The sequence below is a fragment of the Nocardia sp. NPDC051463 genome, assembly GCF_040681975.1.
Classification (GTDB): domain Bacteria; phylum Actinomycetota; class Actinomycetes; order Mycobacteriales; family Mycobacteriaceae; genus Nocardia.
Genome location: NZ_JBFBAB010000003.1, coordinates 52,677 through 68,652 on the forward strand (window position 1 = coordinate 52,677; position 15,976 = coordinate 68,652).

The 15,976-nt window shown below is 64.5% G+C and carries 16 protein-coding genes; 7 read left to right on the top strand and 9 right to left on the bottom strand.

Going from position 1 to position 15,976, the window contains the following annotated elements; translation table 11 throughout:
* Nucleotides 1-47: 47 nt before the first annotated feature.
* Entirely contained in the window at nt 48-1,355 is a 1,308-nt protein-coding gene (locus tag AB0M74_RS07560; RefSeq protein ID WP_364902883.1) for a transcriptional regulator, read from the bottom strand.
* Between the two features lie 163 nt (nt 1,356-1,518).
* On the opposite strand from AB0M74_RS07560, the gene AB0M74_RS07565 reads away from it, so the two are divergent.
* Nucleotides 1,519-2,094, top strand: coding sequence for a GNAT family N-acetyltransferase (locus AB0M74_RS07565; protein ID WP_364902885.1), 576 nt, complete (start codon nt 1,519-1,521; stop codon nt 2,092-2,094).
* A gap of 55 nt (nt 2,095-2,149) precedes the next feature.
* On the opposite strand, the gene AB0M74_RS07570 is transcribed toward AB0M74_RS07565, so the two are convergent.
* A complete protein-coding gene (locus AB0M74_RS07570; RefSeq protein WP_364902888.1) occupies nt 2,150-2,446 on the bottom strand; it encodes a hypothetical protein in 297 nt (98 codons plus the stop codon).
* Between the two features lie 322 nt (nt 2,447-2,768).
* On the opposite strand from AB0M74_RS07570, the gene AB0M74_RS07575 reads away from it, so the two are divergent.
* A complete protein-coding gene (locus tag AB0M74_RS07575) occupies nt 2,769-3,074 on the top strand; it encodes a hypothetical protein (protein WP_364902890.1) in 306 nt (101 codons plus the stop codon).
* Nucleotides 3,075-3,118: 44 nt separating this feature from the next.
* Here AB0M74_RS07575 and AB0M74_RS07580 read toward each other — a convergent pair whose 3' ends face one another.
* Genes AB0M74_RS07580 through AB0M74_RS07595 form a run of 4 tightly spaced genes read right to left on the bottom strand, consistent with a single transcriptional unit; the run spans nt 3,119 to nt 6,865 of the window.
* Complete coding sequence (locus tag AB0M74_RS07580; protein WP_364902893.1) at nt 3,119-4,456, bottom strand: hypothetical protein; 1,338 nt, start codon at nt 4,454-4,456, stop codon at nt 3,119-3,121.
* Nucleotides 4,453-4,839 carry a hypothetical protein gene (locus tag AB0M74_RS07585; RefSeq protein ID WP_364902894.1) on the bottom strand — a complete coding sequence of 129 codons (387 nt, stop codon included), beginning with the start codon at nt 4,837-4,839 and terminating at the stop codon, nt 4,453-4,455. The genes AB0M74_RS07580 and AB0M74_RS07585 overlap by 4 nt, the downstream gene beginning before the upstream one ends.
* Nucleotides 4,839-5,027, bottom strand: coding sequence for a hypothetical protein (locus AB0M74_RS07590; protein WP_364902897.1), 189 nt, complete (start codon nt 5,025-5,027; stop codon nt 4,839-4,841). Before AB0M74_RS07590 ends, AB0M74_RS07585 begins: the two co-directional genes overlap by 1 nt.
* The gene (locus tag AB0M74_RS07595; protein ID WP_364902899.1) at nt 5,024-6,865 is read right to left on the bottom strand and encodes a hypothetical protein; all 1,842 of its coding nucleotides are present in this window, start codon (nt 6,863-6,865) and stop codon (nt 5,024-5,026) included. Before AB0M74_RS07595 ends, AB0M74_RS07590 begins: the two co-directional genes overlap by 4 nt.
* 453 nt (nt 6,866-7,318) lie before the next feature.
* Between AB0M74_RS07595 and AB0M74_RS07600 the strand changes: the two genes are divergently transcribed.
* Nucleotides 7,319-7,909 carry an ElyC/SanA/YdcF family protein gene (locus AB0M74_RS07600; RefSeq protein WP_364902902.1) on the top strand — a complete coding sequence of 197 codons (591 nt, stop codon included), beginning with the start codon at nt 7,319-7,321 and terminating at the stop codon, nt 7,907-7,909.
* 1,241 nt (nt 7,910-9,150) lie between these two features.
* Here the strand turns inward: AB0M74_RS07600 and AB0M74_RS07605 are convergent.
* Nucleotides 9,151-9,774: a sigma-70 family RNA polymerase sigma factor gene (locus AB0M74_RS07605; RefSeq protein ID WP_364902904.1), complete on the bottom strand. Its 624-nt coding sequence runs from the start codon at nt 9,772-9,774 to the stop codon at nt 9,151-9,153.
* Nucleotides 9,775-11,021: 1,247 nt separating this feature from the next.
* Here AB0M74_RS07605 and AB0M74_RS07610 point away from each other — a divergent pair.
* Nucleotides 11,022-11,285 (top strand): hypothetical protein, encoded by a 264-nt coding sequence (locus tag AB0M74_RS07610; RefSeq protein WP_364902907.1) that lies wholly within the window; start codon nt 11,022-11,024, stop codon nt 11,283-11,285.
* Between the two features lie 222 nt (nt 11,286-11,507).
* Here the strand turns inward: AB0M74_RS07610 and AB0M74_RS07615 are convergent, their stop codons facing one another.
* Nucleotides 11,508-12,134, bottom strand: a complete 627-nt coding sequence (locus AB0M74_RS07615) for a TetR family transcriptional regulator (protein ID WP_364902910.1) — start codon at nt 12,132-12,134, stop codon at nt 11,508-11,510.
* Nucleotides 12,131-12,979 (bottom strand): enoyl-CoA hydratase/isomerase family protein, encoded by an 849-nt coding sequence (locus AB0M74_RS07620; protein WP_364902912.1) that lies wholly within the window; start codon nt 12,977-12,979, stop codon nt 12,131-12,133. Before AB0M74_RS07620 ends, AB0M74_RS07615 begins: the two co-directional genes overlap by 4 nt.
* 87 nt (nt 12,980-13,066) lie before the next feature.
* On the opposite strand from AB0M74_RS07620, the gene AB0M74_RS07625 reads away from it, so the two are divergent.
* The 3 genes from AB0M74_RS07625 (at nt 13,067) to AB0M74_RS07635 (ending at nt 15,975) form a co-directional block, all read left to right on the top strand.
* Nucleotides 13,067-13,708 (top strand): DedA family protein, encoded by a 642-nt coding sequence (locus AB0M74_RS07625; RefSeq protein WP_364902915.1) that lies wholly within the window; start codon nt 13,067-13,069, stop codon nt 13,706-13,708.
* A 31-nt stretch (nt 13,709-13,739) separates the two neighbouring features.
* Nucleotides 13,740-13,934: a hypothetical protein gene (locus AB0M74_RS07630; RefSeq protein ID WP_364902917.1), complete on the top strand. Its 195-nt coding sequence runs from the start codon at nt 13,740-13,742 to the stop codon at nt 13,932-13,934.
* A gap of 409 nt (nt 13,935-14,343) precedes the next feature.
* The gene (locus AB0M74_RS07635; protein WP_364902919.1) at nt 14,344-15,975 is read left to right on the top strand and encodes a fatty acyl-AMP ligase; all 1,632 of its coding nucleotides are present in this window, start codon (nt 14,344-14,346) and stop codon (nt 15,973-15,975) included.
* The last annotated feature ends 1 nt before the right edge of the window (nt 15,976 follow it).

A 15,976-nucleotide genomic window follows, 5' to 3' on the forward strand; every position in this document is an offset into this window, starting at 1 on the left:
CGGAACACTACGAGCGTTCATGTTGCACGACAGTTGCAAGAAATTGGTCAAATGCCCAATTTGTGGTCGAGCAGCGTCAGCTGGGACTTGACCTGGGCATACATCGAGGACTGGCGGTCGAGGGAAGCGAGGTAGGCGGTCCATGCTGCCACGTCGTCGCGCCCGTCGACCGAACTGGTCCACCGGCCGAGCAGTCGGCGGTCGCCTGCCGTCAGCAGGGCGGCGCGTAGGCGAGCACGCAACTCGGCGCGCAGCTCGGTGATGCCGGGCGCCAGCGAACGGGGCAGGATCGGGCCCGGGTAGGCGCGCAACGCCGCCGCCGTATCGCCGCGCGCGAGTGCGCGCCGGACCTCGTCGACATCGGTGTCGAGCTCCATCAGCAGTCGATACGGTCGCGAGCCGAGACCGTGGGCACCCAACAGCTTTCGCACTCGGGACAGCTCCGCTCGTACTGTCACCGGATCCAGCTCCGATTCGTCGAGCAGCATCGCGAGGTGGTCGGCGCTCAGGCCTTCCGGGTGGTCGGCCAGCAGCAACAGGATCTCGGCATGTCGCTGCGACAGGCGGATGCGCTCACCGTCGCGGGTCAGCGACGGCCGCTCCGAGCCGAGCACCCGCAACCGCGGCGTCGTCGCATCGAGCGGTTCGGGCGAGTTGAGCAGGTGGAGCCGCAGCTCGGATTCCGCGGCCAGCACCGTCGCTCTGATCAGCGATAACACCTCTACCGCGGCGACGCGCGGCCCGCCGGTGATGTCGATGGCTCCGATGATCCGGCCGGTGAGCGGATCGTGCACGGGGGCGGCCGAGCAGCTCCACTCGTGCGCGATGCGGCTGAAGTGTTCGGCCCCGAAGATCTGCACATGGTGATCGAGGGCGAGTGCGGTACCGGGGGCGTTGGTGCCGACCCTGTCCTCACTCCAGTCCGCGCCCTCCACGAAGTTCATCGCAAGGGCTCGGTCCTTGACCTTCGAATCACCCTCGACCCACAGCAACCGGCCCTCGGCGTCACTGATCGCCACGAGCAATCCGGCCTCAGCGGCGTCTTCGACCAGCAGTTTTCGTACCACCGGCCGGATGAGCGCTGTCGGATGCGCGGCCCGATACCGCTGTAGTTCCAGTCCGTCGAGATCCACCGCATCGCCGAAGCCGTCCGGATTCACACCGTTGTTGCGGCTACGCCGCCAGGAATCGAGAACCACCGAACGCACCGAGTCGCCGTCGGGGCGCAGCGTCGGCAGACGGTCGACGCCTTCCAGGAAGGAGCGGTGCGCGGACGACACCCTTTGCGCCAACTGTGTGAGGTCGTCATCCGGTCTGACGGCGACCCAGGGATTGCCGCGCGCTGCTGTGTTCAATCGGTTTCCTTCGTGTTTGCCCGCAACCACTGTAACGCCGGTCACATATCGTTTATTCAAGGGCTGCGGAGTTTGCCGGACCTATCCCCGATGGATGTGAAAGCCGCTTGTGACTCGCTGTGGCGACGTTGCCGAAAATCGGCGGCCGCTAGGGTCGGAAGGCGTGCTGCAACCGGACTATCCGATCGTGGCCGAGCGGCTCGCACTTCGGCCGGCAACCGTCGCGGACATCGACGACATGCATGCCTATGAATCCCGCCCCGACGTCTGTCGGTATTTGCCGTACGAGCCGATGTCTCGCGCGGAGATGGCGGAGCGGATCTCGGGAGTGTGGGCCAGAACTGAGCTCACCGAAGTTGGTCAGGCGCTCAATCTATGCGTCGAGGAGGTGGCGTCGGGTCGGCTGCTCGGCGATGTTGTCTTGTTCTGGCGCGATGCGCACAACCGCACCGGTGAGATCGGGTTCGTTTTTTCGCCGGATGCGGCAGGGCGCGGTTATGCCACCGGGGCGGCGTGCGTGCTCTTGCGATTGGGATTCGAAGAGCTGTCGCTGCACCGCATTACCGCAAGGCTGGATGCGCGCGATCATGCTTCTGCCCGTGTGCTGGAGCGAATCGGAATGCGTCGCGAAGCTTTGCACGCGCAAGACATGTGGCTCGAGAACGAATGGGGCGATACCGCGGTTTACGCGATGCTGGAGCATGAATGGGAGCGGGCATCTCGGCCCCAAGGATTCTGACCGGTCCCATCCTGCCACCGGCACGGCACCCGCGGGCCGCGCGGTCGGCGGGTGCCTATAGCAGTTCGGCGTACATGGCGCCGTCGAGGACGCCGAACTCGATCTGGCGGGGGAACATCGTCGGATGACGAGTGGCCAAGTGGGCGTGGGTGGTTGCGATGACCGTGATCGCCCAGTCGTGCAGTTGTTCGGGCAGCTGTAGCAGGGTGCTGTCGGTGCAGCGAATGTACGGGCGGGTCGGTTCGCCCGTTGTGGCCATCGGGTCGCCGAGGCCGACGTCCGCGACGTCCACGATGAGTCCGGTGTGGCGTGGGGACGTGACTGTCGGCGGTTGCAGTTCGATCTCGTCCATGGCGCATGAGGATAGCCAGAAGTGAACTCGAGTCAGCTCGAATCGGCGGAGGTTGGTCGATATCGTGATAAATCGTCTCGGCAAGTGATGTGCGGCCCAATAGCCAAGGCGCCGTAGCGCCGACGAGGCGGGCCAGGGCATGCAGGTGTCCGCGAGTTGACAGCTGCATTCGCAGTGTGGAGTTCGCAATACTGGATGTCGGTGTGGGAAGGTCGCCAGATTGCTTTTGCAAGTACATCTGTCCTTGCAGGAGTACCGTACGCCACGGAAGGCGGGGTGTTCCACACCAAAGAACACCGATCCCAATCCAATGGAGGTTCGGGTGGAGGCGTTGATCTATGGGTACTTGCGTGAAGATTTGGCCGATGGTCGGAGTGCGGAGCTAGAGGATGCGATGAGCACCCTCGCCCGCGAGGCGGGCCTCTGCTTCGCAGCAACGTTCCATGAATCGACTTCGGGTGACGGCGCCGCGTTCGCCGAGCTCACGCAGGAGCTCAAGCGGGCCGACGCGCACCATGTGGTGGTGCCATCGCTCGATCATTTTGCCGGCCAGACGATTCCGCGATGTGTATTGCTCGCGAAGCTCACCAGGGAAGCAGCGGCCAAGGTCTGGACCATCGACGACTGAACGACGGCCGTTTCGGTAGTGCGCCAACCCGTCCCGCGGTTGATTCATCCGCCGAACAGCAGATACAACCCGGTGAAGGTGAATCCGACCATGGTCAGCATCAGGGCGAGCTGGCCGGTGGCGCGATGGGCGGGCGGGAGCAGGTACAGGCAGCGATCGTGGGCGGCGGTGACGCCGAGTACGTGGCCGGTGAGGACGGCGAGCACCTTCGTGGTGGCCAGCACGGAGGGATGGTTCGACAGCACGTAGTGCACGCGGTGGCCCGCGAGCCCGAGAAGGTTCCAGCCGCGCTGCAACGGATCTTCGAAGAGCAGCAGCGTGTTCTGGCCTTTCTCGACGAGAAAGGTTAGGTAGTGCGCGATCACGTAGCCCGCGATGATCGGTGTGATGCTGTGGGCGAGCAGACCGGGCAGCCGAGCCCGCTCGACGCGGTCGAGACCACCGGTCGCGCGGGCCGACAGGCTGAAAACTGTTCCCACGACCAGGATTACGGTGAGCAGTCCGATGGTGCGAATCATCGTGGCAGCCACGACCGAATCGCCGCTGAGCGAGTCGCGGAGATTCCGCCAGGCGGGCAGCGCGGAGAGGCTGTCGAAGGCGGTGGAACCCAACAGCGTCGCCGCGAGCGCCACGGACCCGGGCAGTACCGGAGTCCCGGCCAGGTTGTTCAACGGTGCGCGCAACACCAGGGCACCCGACCGACGACGGCGTCCCAGCGGGCCGAGGCGGGCCAGCAGACTGCTGTAGACCTCGAAGGGGTCGGCACGCTCGGCCCACACCGTGCCGAATAGAACCGTACCCGCGCTCGTGATCAGCACATACCCGAGCAGCCACCAGCCGACGGCCGCAACCGAACCGGGATCGGGTGCCGCCAGTTCCAGCCAGACGAAGGCGAACAGTCCCAGCACCGCAGGGCGGCACCCCCACGACGACGGGTAGCCGAAGACGCCGTCGTCGGGACTACGACCCGACATCAGGCAGCCGAATCGGTGTATTGCCCGCACCGGTGAGACCACCTTCCAGACCGGCCCGAGTAGCAGTGACGCCAGCATCACCCCGACCCACAGGTAGATGTACACCACGCCGGGGACCGGATTGCGCTGCGGCGAAGGCGAACCCGATACCACGATCAGTCCGACCACACTCGCGGCAACGACGCTCGCCGCGGCGATCAGTGCCCGAACCGTCCGAGAATCGACCATGGACCCGACGACGGCAGGCAACAGCACGCCGGGTGAGTCCGGGTCCAGCCGGGGCCGCCGCCACACCACCAGCAGTACCGCGAACGAGAACGTCAGCGTCCAGGCCGCTCCGATCAGCGCGTAGGACAACGGAATCGGCAGATCGGCGGCGCCGTCGATACCGTGCGCCAGCGAGGTCACCGGCGAATCAGCAGCGTGGTCACGGTCTTACCGGCATGGTGCAGTTCCACGTCGACACGAGCGGGCACCAGGACCGTGAACCGGAATTCCTGCCCGGCGCGGGGTTCGACAGAAAAGGTGTAGCTCGGCTCGGAGTGCACATGCAGTTCCTCGGTGGTGTCGCTGTCGACGCGAAGGACGATCGGCTGAAATACTCGTGCCTCGGTGCGTGAGTTCGTGGGAGTGACCGTCCCTCCGGCGATTCGCACCGCGATGCTGACCTCTGCGCCAGGGGATACGGTCGGCGACACTCGGTCTGCGTCTGAATCGGAAGTCGTCGAACACGCGGCGACGATCGCCGACTCGACAATGAGCGCGGCAAGTATTCGCCCGGCTTCGCGCATCAATTCTGTTTCTCCTCCGAGCGTGATTCGCTGTCGTCGTCGGCGGCCGCCTCGCGGGCCTCGGCGCGGCGATCACGCACCGCGATCACCACGATGACACCCACCAGCGCCAGCGCCGGCACGAACGCGGGGATGGCCAGCAAGACAGTGTGATCGGCGAGAACCTCCACGCCGTCTTCGACTCTCACCGCGGTGCCGTCGGCGTCGACGAGTCGGGCTGCGCGGCACGGTGGTAGGCGAGGTTGATGCGAGCCGCGCCCCATGACAACGCCCAGATGAGGGCGAGCGAACAGAGCAGCACGACCATCGACGCGGTCGTGAGCAGCCAGGCCGGGTGATCGAAGGATCGTTCTCGCTGCAGCACGGTGACTTCCGCGACGAACGGCCGGGTGAACTGAGCCAGCGCGGGAACCTCGGCCGCATCGATGCCGCGGTCGTGTGGCATGTAGATCGGCAGTCCGGTCAGTGTGCGGGCGTCGTGCACTCGCAGGATCGTCTTCCAGTTGCCGTAGGCCGGAACCGGTTTCGTGCTGACGTAGTGTCCGGGACCGACCTGCTGCAGCCGATCGACCACCAGTCCGCGACCAGGACTCGCTAGGCCGATACCGCCCTGCCATGCGAGGATCTGCACCCACTCCGGATCCGCGCTGACCAGATCGGCCGGGGATAATGTGACATCGGCGGTCACCGTTCGCCCGCCGTCCACCGGTTCGGCATCGCGCAATTGCACTGTCGCGGAGGCATTCTCGGGGACGTCGATGCGCAGACCGTTGGCAGTGGCCAGGGCGGCAATCGCCACGGCGCCGATGACGATCACGCGCCGCACCGAGGGCGCAGGCAAAGGCTCGCCGCGCAGGACGAGGCCGAGCATCGCCCCGAGTACGCCGCCCGCGACCCCGACCGGCACCGCCATTGCGAGCAGTTCCGGCCACATGGCGCGGGGCCAGGGGGCGACGAACATTCGCCGTACCCACAAGGATTCGAGCCAGAGTCCGGCGGTGGCGGCTACCAGCCCGGTGAGCGCACCCCACCACACGGGTCTACCGATCAGCGGCAGCACCCCCATCGACTCCACCACCAGCGCGATGCCGAGGTACAGCGGGAACACATTGTGCGGTGCGCCCAGCACGGGACCGACCAGCACCGCAACAGACCCGCGCACCACGAACGCGAACGCGACGACCACCAGTGCGCCCCCGCGCCCGAGGGTGTAGCGCGCCGCGACCAGGGCGATCGTGCTCGCGGCGGCGATCAGCACCGGCTGGAAGACGAGGCGGAACTGCTCGACACCGAAGTCGAATTCGACCTGGTACACCGATAGTCCGATCAGCAATCCGCCGAAGGCGAAGGCCCGCACCAGCCACATCAACGGGCCATCCGCGCGTTCCGGGTCGGGTCGGTCGAAGCGGCCCTCGAATTCGAGCAGCAGGACCGCGATCAGCGATAGCCCTGCCCCACCGATCAGCATCAGATGCGTCGGCCCCCAGAGAGTGACGTCCTGGCCGAAGAGCCGGTGCCAGATGTCGTCGAGCGGGAAGCCGATCAGGGCGTAGAGCCCCGCGCCCGCCATGAGCACGCCACCGACCGGTGCGTGCCAGTCGCGGGTGATTCGGATGGCGGCCGGACCAGGCTTCTCGTCGAGCGGTAGGACGATGGCTGACATCCCCGCGATGAACAGGAAGAACAACCCCACCAGGATGAAGTAGTGGGCCGGATTGGCCAGCGGACCTTGATCGCGGCCCTTGCCGATGTGCAGGCTCACATCCCAGATGAAGCCGAACAGCGCCGTGAGGGTGGTGGCGATGAACAGCGCCAGCGGCAATGCCACCCAGCCCGGCCGATTGGCGAGCCGACCCAGCCGATCGGCCGTGGTTGTCAACCAGGTGATCCTGCGGGTGCGATGGAGGTAGGCGACCCAGAACAACGCGACGGCGACCACCATCGCGGCCCCGGTCATCAGCGCGACTTGATCCAGGGCGGCCCCGCCGCCTTCCGGACCACGTCCGAGCAGCGCGAACTCTGGCATCGGCGCTCTTCTCTGTAACTCCCAGTTCTCCTAATCTGCGAATGCCCACGAATCCGACAGATATGCGCAAGATCGTGCACGGATTCGCGGTGGTCGACGGCGTCGGTGACCGCCCGACGACACCGAGGCGCCGGGCTACGCGCGCGGAGGCTCATTTGGTGAAGAAACTAACTATCGGCGTCGTAGCGGCCCTCCGCCAGGAGGACGGGCACCGGCCGGCGATCCGCCCGGCGCACTTCGATTGGATCGAGCCGGGGCTTCGCGACCACGTTTTCCTCGAGCGTGGCTATGGCGTGCGGTTCGGCTATTCGCTTACGATCGTCGCGGATCGGCTAGCCCGGTGCACGGCTTTCGTGGTCCAGTGCCCCTTCGCGATGACTGAAAGAGGTTGCCGTGGTGGATGGTCGGGCGGCGCGGGGCGGGAGGTCCGGGGGTGGGGCGGTGCGACGGCCGGTGCGCAGGGGTCTCGAGTTCGGCGTTGCGCTGGCGGCGGGGGTGGTACTGGTCGTGGTCGGGGCGAACGTGCGGCTGTCGGTGATGTCGTCCGGGCACCGGTTCGAGCCTGCGGAGGCGCCAACGGTTCCAGTGGTTATCGTGCCGGGGGCGAAGGTGGGGCCCGATGGTGCGCCGATGGCGTACCTGCGCGGGCGGCTCGATGTCGCGATCGAGTTGGTGCGGGTCGGGAAAGCCCGCGAGATCCTGGTGTCCGGCGATGCGGCGGGTGCCTCGGGGGACGAAATTGCTTCGATGACGAGGTACCTCCTCGACCACGGTGTCGATCCGGCGCTCGTACGCTCCGACGGGGAGGGGCTGTCGACGCGGGAGACCTGTGCGCGAGCAGAACGTTTGTTCGATGTCGAGCGCGCGATCATCGTTACTCAGTATCGACATGTGCCGCGGGCTGTCGCGTTGTGCCGTGCGGAAGGAATCGATGCCGACGGAGTAACCGCGTATTGCGAGTGTAGGCGGATAACTCTGGTGCGCAACAATATCCGTGAGTGGCTTGCCGCTCCCAAGGCGGTAGTGGGCCTGATCCTGGGTTGATCGGCCCGGGTGCGTGGCCCGGTTGACCGGTCGGTCGGACCTCGGTGCTCGGCCGAAATACCTGGTCACCTGAGTTCTCAGGCTTGGGGATAGTCACGGATGCGTCATTCGAGCGTTCGGCGTGCGCCGACGTCCGCAGCGGCTCGGCGAATTCTGCACAGTGAAACCTGTTGGGTCCCTGCCGATTTGCTATGCAGCGTAAAGCTCTGTATCGGTAAATGATCTTGATTGTGGCATCGATGCTTTTTGATTCGAGGGTCGACGATATGCGGCGTGCTGAGATCTCGAGCGTAGGCTTCGGCCGAAAATCGCAGTTCAGGGCTGTTTTTGCAGTCGCGACAAGAATGGAGCAGGCTATGGCTACGGGAACCTTCACCTTCAACAATGACGACGGATACCCCGAGCGGATCGAGAATCCTGACGAATATCAGACCTATAACATAGTTATTGGCAATGGGTCGGTAGACAATCAGACAACTGCCACTGTCACGCTCTACTCCGAACCGGATTGCCGGGGAAACTCCGACTATTTGAACTCACATAGCAGCAAGTATCTCGGTGAGACTTGGCATAGCTTCAGATTCACCAGCTGACGGATCGACCGCCTTCGCGTCAGCCGATCGGGACTGTGCTCTTGCGCCCGTACATGTCCGGATGCTGCCAGGGGAGAGTCGATGGGCTCTGGGCTGTGGCCTGCTCGAAGGTGGTCGCCGGCCGGACGATTCTTCCCTGTACTGGGAAATGTGTGGTGGTCGGCAAGAGGAGACTCGAAGGGGTCGACAGTGAAGTGCCGATCAATCGCCCTCGACGGCGGTGCGGTGCGAAACAACCTGTCGTCACGTGCGCAGGAAAGTTGATGTCCCATGCTCGACTCACGTATTTTCTTCATACTTGTCGTCTTGATGGTTCTGGTGGTGACAGTCGCCATCAGCGCGATTCATCTACGGACTCTGCACCATCCGCCGGGGGTCACTGGGGCCGGAATACGAAGGCGCACTGCGGCCGTGAATCGAACGCCGACGAAAAAGGTTGTTCGGCATGATATTTGGCCTGCAGCCTGGACCCATGAGGCTCCACCGCAACCGTTCACGATCGCGGAGGCGCATGACGAAATGCAGCGGCACCGCAATTGTGGCGTCGACATCTGCGACCGTAAGGCTGCCGCGCTCAGAGCTTTGGTGGAAGGCGGGAAGGTCAAGTTGGATTCCTCGCGCCACCGGACCTAGCGCAGCACCTCCCTGTCATTCGTTGCTCAGCCATACCTCCATCTGCTTCAGTCCGACGCGAATGCGGCTCTTGACCGTCGGTAATGGGATTCCCAGGAGGTCGGCGACTTCGCGGTAAGTATGGTCACCGTAGTAGGCCAAGGCGATCGATTCGCGTTCGCGCGCATTCAATCTCGCTAGATTGTCTCGGATGGATTGGTGGTCGAAATGATCGTCGACCTGTTCGGCGACGACATCGTGACCGCGCCGCGTTTCGGTTTTGCCGTAGTTGTTCTCCCGGGCAGCGATGGCATGCTCGGCTCGCACCAGGTCGACCGCGCGCCGATGAGTGAGCATCATCAGCCAGGTCAGCGGGGCGGATCGAGTGCGGTCGTAGCGATCGGCGGTGGTCCAGGCCTGTAGGTAGACCTCCTGGGTGATGTCCTCCGCTATCGTGCGGCTGCGCACGATGTGTACCGCGAGCCCGAAGACCCGATGGCTGGTTGCGTGATAAAACTCGGTGAACGCGGCCCGATCGCCTGCGGCGATCTCGGCGAGCAGCTCGCCGAGCCGGTGTCGCGAATCGATCGGCAGGCCGTTGTCTGACGGCCGAGGTGTCGCGTCTAGCCGAACGGGTGTGCTCGGTGTCATAACGACCATCGCTGCTTCCTCATTCCGGACGGCTCGGTTAACGTCCAGTTCGTGGCGCGTCGGCATTGTGGTTTGGCGCAGCCTTTGGTAATGCGCGCCGACGCTGGGCATTCGAGGCTGTCCGCAATTCTACCGAATGGGAGCGATGGAAAGCACGCGCCCGAATTCGGCGGATTGCCCGAACGGTCACACTCTGCGTGTGATCGCTCGAAAGGGTTTGGCGACCGAGGATTCGTACTCTACGGCGTCGCCGCAAACAGTTGTGTGATATTTGGTCCAGACTGGGGGCAAACTGTGAGCATTGCCGACTTCGAGTATGAAATGGCAGATAACAAGGGCGCTACCTCGCGAAATACGAATGTAGCGCAGTACTAGTTTCGGTTACCGCCCTCCTTTTATAACGAATGGGTATCGAAACGGTCGATTATTGGTTGCAATTGTCCTTCCGATGGTTGATGTCGCGGAAACTGCTGTTCGGAAACGGGGGGAAACTCCTGTTCCGAAATGGAATTCGCGGTGAATCGGTACGGCATCGGTTCGGTTCGGTGGCCGCGTACTCAGGGCGCGGTCGGCAGGGACACGTCACGTCGCTGCCGCGTCCTTCGGCGGCACCGATACGCGGGGGAACCGGCGGCGAAGGCGTGGACAGCACGGGCGGCGCTGCGCTGTCGGTTGGCGATGTGCACAACTGGATCGCGGCGGAAGCTGTCGGAATGCGGATGGCGTCGTAGCTCGGTCGGGCGGTCTATTTGTCAGCAGTCCGGTGGTCGGATGGCTGGATCACGCGTCGAGGTGAGGGCTATATGTTCGGGGTTCGGCGTAGGTTCGAGTGGGTCGCGGCGCCCTTGGTGGTGCTATGCCTTCCGGTGTCCGCCGGGGTCGCCCCCATCGCGACCGTCCCCTCGGTGATAACTCCGGGCATCCCGCGGCTCGGTAGCCCCCGCCCGGAGTCAGGAAGCGATCGACTCGACCGACTCGTCGTGCAATCCGTCGTTCACGCTGTCAGCGGGCGCCATGAAAGAAAGTCTGCTTGCGCAATATAGGCTGATGCAGGGCTTTGCGCTGAACGTCCCGGATTTCGATGGCACGTTCAACACCTTCTTTCGACGAAGGTAAGAGGGTGCTCGACAGTCTTCGCGCCATGAAAAACGATCGGCGCCGGGGATTGCCGATTCGGGAATCGCGCTGTACGGCTACTCCGGCGGCGGTTCCGGTCCGATCCGGGCGACCGAACTGCGCAAACCTACGCTCCCGATGTGCGGCTGTTGGGTACAGCTACCGGCGGTACACCGGGAAATCCGCAATTGCAGGCGCGCTACGCGACCATGCAGCAACCCGGACTCACCGGAATCAGCAACTTCCCCATGTGGCTCGGTCTCGCGGGTCTGTCGCGTGAATGCCCTGAGGTATTCGACGCAAAGAAGATGCTGACCGTGAAGGGGCAAAGCATTCTGCAGGATGTGCAGCGCCGCTGCTACACCATTGCGCTGACCGGAATGTACCGACTCATCGGCGACTAGCCGGGCAAGACGTTGGAATCCATTCCCGAGGTCATGCAGGTGCTCGAGGAGCAAAGTCTCGGTCAACAGATTCCGGACAGTCCCTCTTCTGGTGGCATGGGATGTGGGACGAGCTGATACCGCCGTCGGTGGCGTGGACCGGCGGGGCCTGCGTGGTCTTCCGCCAGGTCCGCGGTTCGAGGCAGGCTTCCGGATCCCCGGCAGTCCCGGACTTCCGGGTAGTTAGTCCGGGCTCGCCATCCCGTTCTCCAGCAGGGCGAGGCAGTCGTCGAGTAATTGTCGGTGGCGCTGCATGAACCCTTCCGACAGGTCGTCGGCCGCTGCGGTCCATGCTGCGATCGCGACGCCGATGATGGCGCCGGCGAGGGTGGTGGTCGGCAGGTCGGGGGCGGGCCTGCCGAGGCGTTCGGCCAGTTCGCCTGCGAGCAGCGGGATCGCGGCGGCCATTTGCTCGGGGACGCGAGCGCGGAGTTCGGGGACAGTGCGCAGGAGGTGTTCGCGTTCCGCGCTCACGGCCCTGTCGGCGGGTGTTGCCGATTCGGTCAGTGACCGCACTGTGTCGCGAAGTGCCCGAACGGGATTGATGCCTTCGAGGTTTTCCGGGAGTGCGGCGAGCACCGCGAGGTCGGCGACGTCGTGCAGCACCACATCGGCCTTGGTCGGGAAGTAGCGGAAGAAGGTCACGCGTGACACGCCTGCGGCGGCGGCGATCTGGTCGATGGTGGTCGCGGTGTAGCCCTGTTCGCGGAACAGTCGTAGTGCTTCGCGTTGCAACGTGGCCTGTACCAGCGCCTTCTTTCGTTCGCGGTGCGACCCTGTTGTTGAGGTCGAACGATCTGGTGACGTCACGAGGTACCGAACCGGCTGTTCATTGTGCGCAGTTTATCGAGGTCACCTGCTTCGCCCATTGTCATACCCCAGAGCTGGTGTGCGGCGTGGAACCCCAGATCTTCGACGAGGGCGCGCTTCCATGGGTGGGTGGCGATCGCGTGCGTCAGCCGGCGGGAGCTACGCGGTCGCGCCATCATCATTTCGGCGATCTGCCACGCCCTCGGCAGTAGTCGATCCCGAGGGAGGATCTCGTTGACCAGGCCCAATTCCATTGCGGTGCGGCCGCTTATCGGCTCACCGGTGTACATGTAGTAGGACGCGCGCTTGACGCCGATGGTGCGCTGCAGGGTCAATGCCATGCCGTCGCCGGGGACGCCACCGGCGAGGAAGTGCGGGTCGAAGAAATCGGCGTCCTCGACACAGAGTGTGATATCGCAGGCTGTCGCGAATTCGCAATGGGTTCCCGGTCCGTTGACGGCGGCGATTGTCGGTACGCCGATGGCGAACAAGAGGTTCTGCAGCAGCAACACCATGTCGTCGTACATCTTCAGCTGACTGTCTATTGTCCAGTCGGGAAAGGGCGTGTGCCACAGCTGCGACGGATCGCCGGTATGCCACCAATCGCCGGTTCCGGTGATGATGACGACCTCGTTCTCCGGGTCGTTGCCGACCTCGGTCCACACCCGATGCCAGGCGTTGTGGCCGCGCCAGCTGTGCCGGAACGGTCCGCCGTCGGTGTGCATCCTCAGCTCGATGATCCCATCGCGGCGGGTCATCACGAAGAACTCGCGGTACCGCTCGGCGTACTCCTCGAAAGGCGTGTATGCCGCGCGGCCGTCGAACGGGGACAGGTTCTCGGTCACGGTGGATCCTCTCGGTGCTGGTGGGGGAGTGTCCCCACCCACTCCCATTATGATACTAGTAACAAATGATATGAGTATCATTCTGGCATGAGTGCTCAGCTGCTGGATCTGGCGCGCGAGGTAATGAGCTCGCCTTCGGTCTATCTCGTTGTTTTCGCCGTCGCCGCGCTGGACGGAGTCCTTCCGATATTCCCCAGCGAAGTCGTGCTGCTTGCCGCTGGAGGTATCGCGGCGACCGGTCGTCCGAATCTCGGACTACTCGTCCTCGCCGCGTCGGCGGGTGCGGCGGTCGGCGACCAGGTGAGCTATCGGATCGGGAGGCACGCGGGACGCCCGCTGCTGCGCAAGATTCCGGTGGGAACCAAGCGGTACAGAGCGGTTGGCTGGATCGCGAGCGTGCTGGAACGGCGCGGACCGGTCTTCATCGTGATCGGCCGGTTCCTGCCCGGCATGCGGTCGATCATGACGCTGACCGCGGGCGCGGTCGGCGTCCCACCACGAACCTTCGCAGCATTCGACATCATCGGAGCTGTGCTCTGGGGTGCGACGGGTGCTCTGCTCGGCTACTTCGGCGGCAACACCTTCCAGGATTCACCGCTCGCCGGTTTCTCCTTCGCCCTGGTCCTCGTGGCAACGGTCGTCGTGCTCGGCGAAGTGGGACGCAAACTGCAAGCGTCGGGCACCCGGACCGCGCACAGCGCGAAATGCGCTCAGGGCCCGAGGCAATGACGGCGCTCGTGGGCGAGGCACCTGTGCCGAGGTGTTCGAGTGGCTACCTGCCGTGGTGGTCGCGCCTGCGGATTTCCACTTCGTGTTCGCTGATGTCGCGCTCGAGTTCTTGGTGAAGGACGCCGTCGGCGGGCCTGGCGCGGGTGCCATCGAGCGGCGATTGATGACGAGCGTCGCCAAGTTTGGCGCGGACAAGAACATTGATGTAGTGCCGAGGAGCCGCTAACCGGATTCTCTGAGTCGATGAGCCGCGGGGCTGCTACTCGCGGATACCTGAGGTGTCGAGTCGGGCGTGGCCGCCTACGAAGCGTAGTCGCGCTCGCGGTCGTCGACCTCCTGGCTCATCGGCCGGGTATCCCTGGACCTGGCAGGGAAGAACCTCTGATTTACCCGAGGTGTGCTCGAAGCGGGTTCTGCCGACATAGCGGACTTCGCATCGGCGCGCGGAATCGGTGCCCGTCTGCCCACCCAGGGTGGATTTGGGCTCACCCCCGGGGTTAGCTGGGCGATACCTGTGGTCTCTATCTCCAGGCGCGTGGAGAGCGGATAGTAATAGTCGTCCCCTATGACGATCTCCATCACGAAGGACCTACGGAATGCAGCCAAGTTACGTTCACCACGTCAGGCAGCAAGTTGTGAAATACGGGGAGACCCGGTCGTACACCTATCTTCGTGAGTCCGGACGCGAACTCACCGAGGAGATCGTCACCTATCGTGAACTCGATCGCGATGCCAGGGCTGTGGCCGCCTGGCTGGCCGGCCGCCCGGAATCGGCGGAGCCTGTCGTGCTGCTCTATCTGGATGGAATGGAGTTCCTCAGAGCCTTCCTCGGCTGCCTGTATGCCGGCGTTGTTGCGGTGCCCGCGCCCGTGCCGCACGACGAGCGCAGTACCCAACGAGTGGCGAGCGTGATCGCGGATTCCGGTGCGCGCTTGGTCCTGACGACCGCCAACTTCCAGCCGATGGTCGCGGCGACCGCGACGACCGCGACCGTCGTGGCGACCAACGAACCGCTCGGCGATCCCGACGCATGGCGGATGCCCGATATCGACTCGGCAACCATCGCTTTCCTGCAGTACACCTCAGGGTCGACGGGTACCCCGAAGGGCGTCGTCGTTACCCACGGCAACCTCATGCACAACGAGGCCGCGATCACCGCGAACGGGGGGCTCAATGATGCCGCGACCGGAGTCAGCTGGATCCCGCAGTTCCATGACATGGGACTGATCGGCATGCTGCTCGGCACGATGTATGCCGGAGCGAACCTGGTGTTCATGTCGCCGACGACCTTCCTCAAGCGCCCGGTGCGCTGGCTGCAGGCCATCGACAAGTACCGCGCAACGTTTACCAGCGCGCCGAACTTTGCCTACGAACTCATCGCTCGAAGAGTGACCGACGAGCAGTTGGCCGATCTCGATCTGTCCACGCTCGAGGTCGCGCTGTGTGGCGCCGAGCCGGTCCGCGAACGAACCATGGCGGCGGTGCTGGAGCGGTTCGGGCCCGTGGGCTGGCGGTCGACAGTATTTCTGCCTGCCTATGGCCTGGCCGAGGTGACGCTGCTCGCCAGCGCCAGACACGAGGTCAACGCGGCTCCCGTAGTCATGGACCACGGAAATGACGGCAGGCTCGTCGGGTGCGGGAGTGCGGCTCGCGGTCTCGACATCCGCATCGTCGACCCGAGTACTCATCAGCAGGTGCCGGACGGCAGCGTCGGCGAGATCTGGATTCGCGGCGACAGCGTCGCCGCCGGGTACTGGAACCGACCGCAGCAGACCCGTGAGACCTTCGATGCCCACATCGGCAGCGAGGGGCCGTTCCTGCGCACCGGTGATCTCGGCCTGCTGCGTGACGGCGAGTTGTTCGTCGCGGGCCGCCTCAAGGATCTGCTGATCGTCAACGGCCGCAACCTGTATCCCCAGGACATCGAGGAACTGGTCAGCGAGCTACACCCGGCCCTCACCGCCGGGGTCGCGGTATCCGTCGATGCGGGCGGACGGGAACGACTGGTCGTGGTGCAGGGCGTCAAGAAGGGCCTGCTGGGTGACACCACGCTCGCCGAGCTGACTGCGGCGATCAAAATCGCGGTCGCTCGCGGATTCGATGTGCCTGCACCGAGTGTCGTTCTCGTAGAGGCCCGATCGGTGCACCACACCACCAGCGGCAAGGTCCAGCGCAGCTCGATGCGCGCCGCGTTTCTGGAGGACGGCGTCGGAGGTGTCTTGCACGAAGACCTCGAACCGGCGCTGAGCCGAGCACTGACCGTCTGAT

Coding starts and splice junctions, on each gene's coding strand:
- AB0M74_RS07605 (WP_364902904.1), bottom strand. CDS start 9,774: ATGGTCGTTATGACACCGAGCACACCCGTTCGGCTAGACGCGACACCT.
- AB0M74_RS07595 (WP_364902899.1), bottom strand. CDS start 6,865: ATGCCAGAGTTCGCGCTGCTCGGACGTGGTCCGGAAGGCGGCGGGGCC.
- AB0M74_RS07570 (WP_364902888.1), bottom strand. CDS start 2,446: ATGGACGAGATCGAACTGCAACCGCCGACAGTCACGTCCCCACGCCAC.
- AB0M74_RS07585 (WP_364902894.1), bottom strand. CDS start 4,839: ATGCGCGAAGCCGGGCGAATACTTGCCGCGCTCATTGTCGAGTCGGCG.
- AB0M74_RS07625 (WP_364902915.1), top strand. CDS start 13,067: ATGAGTGCTCAGCTGCTGGATCTGGCGCGCGAGGTAATGAGCTCGCCT.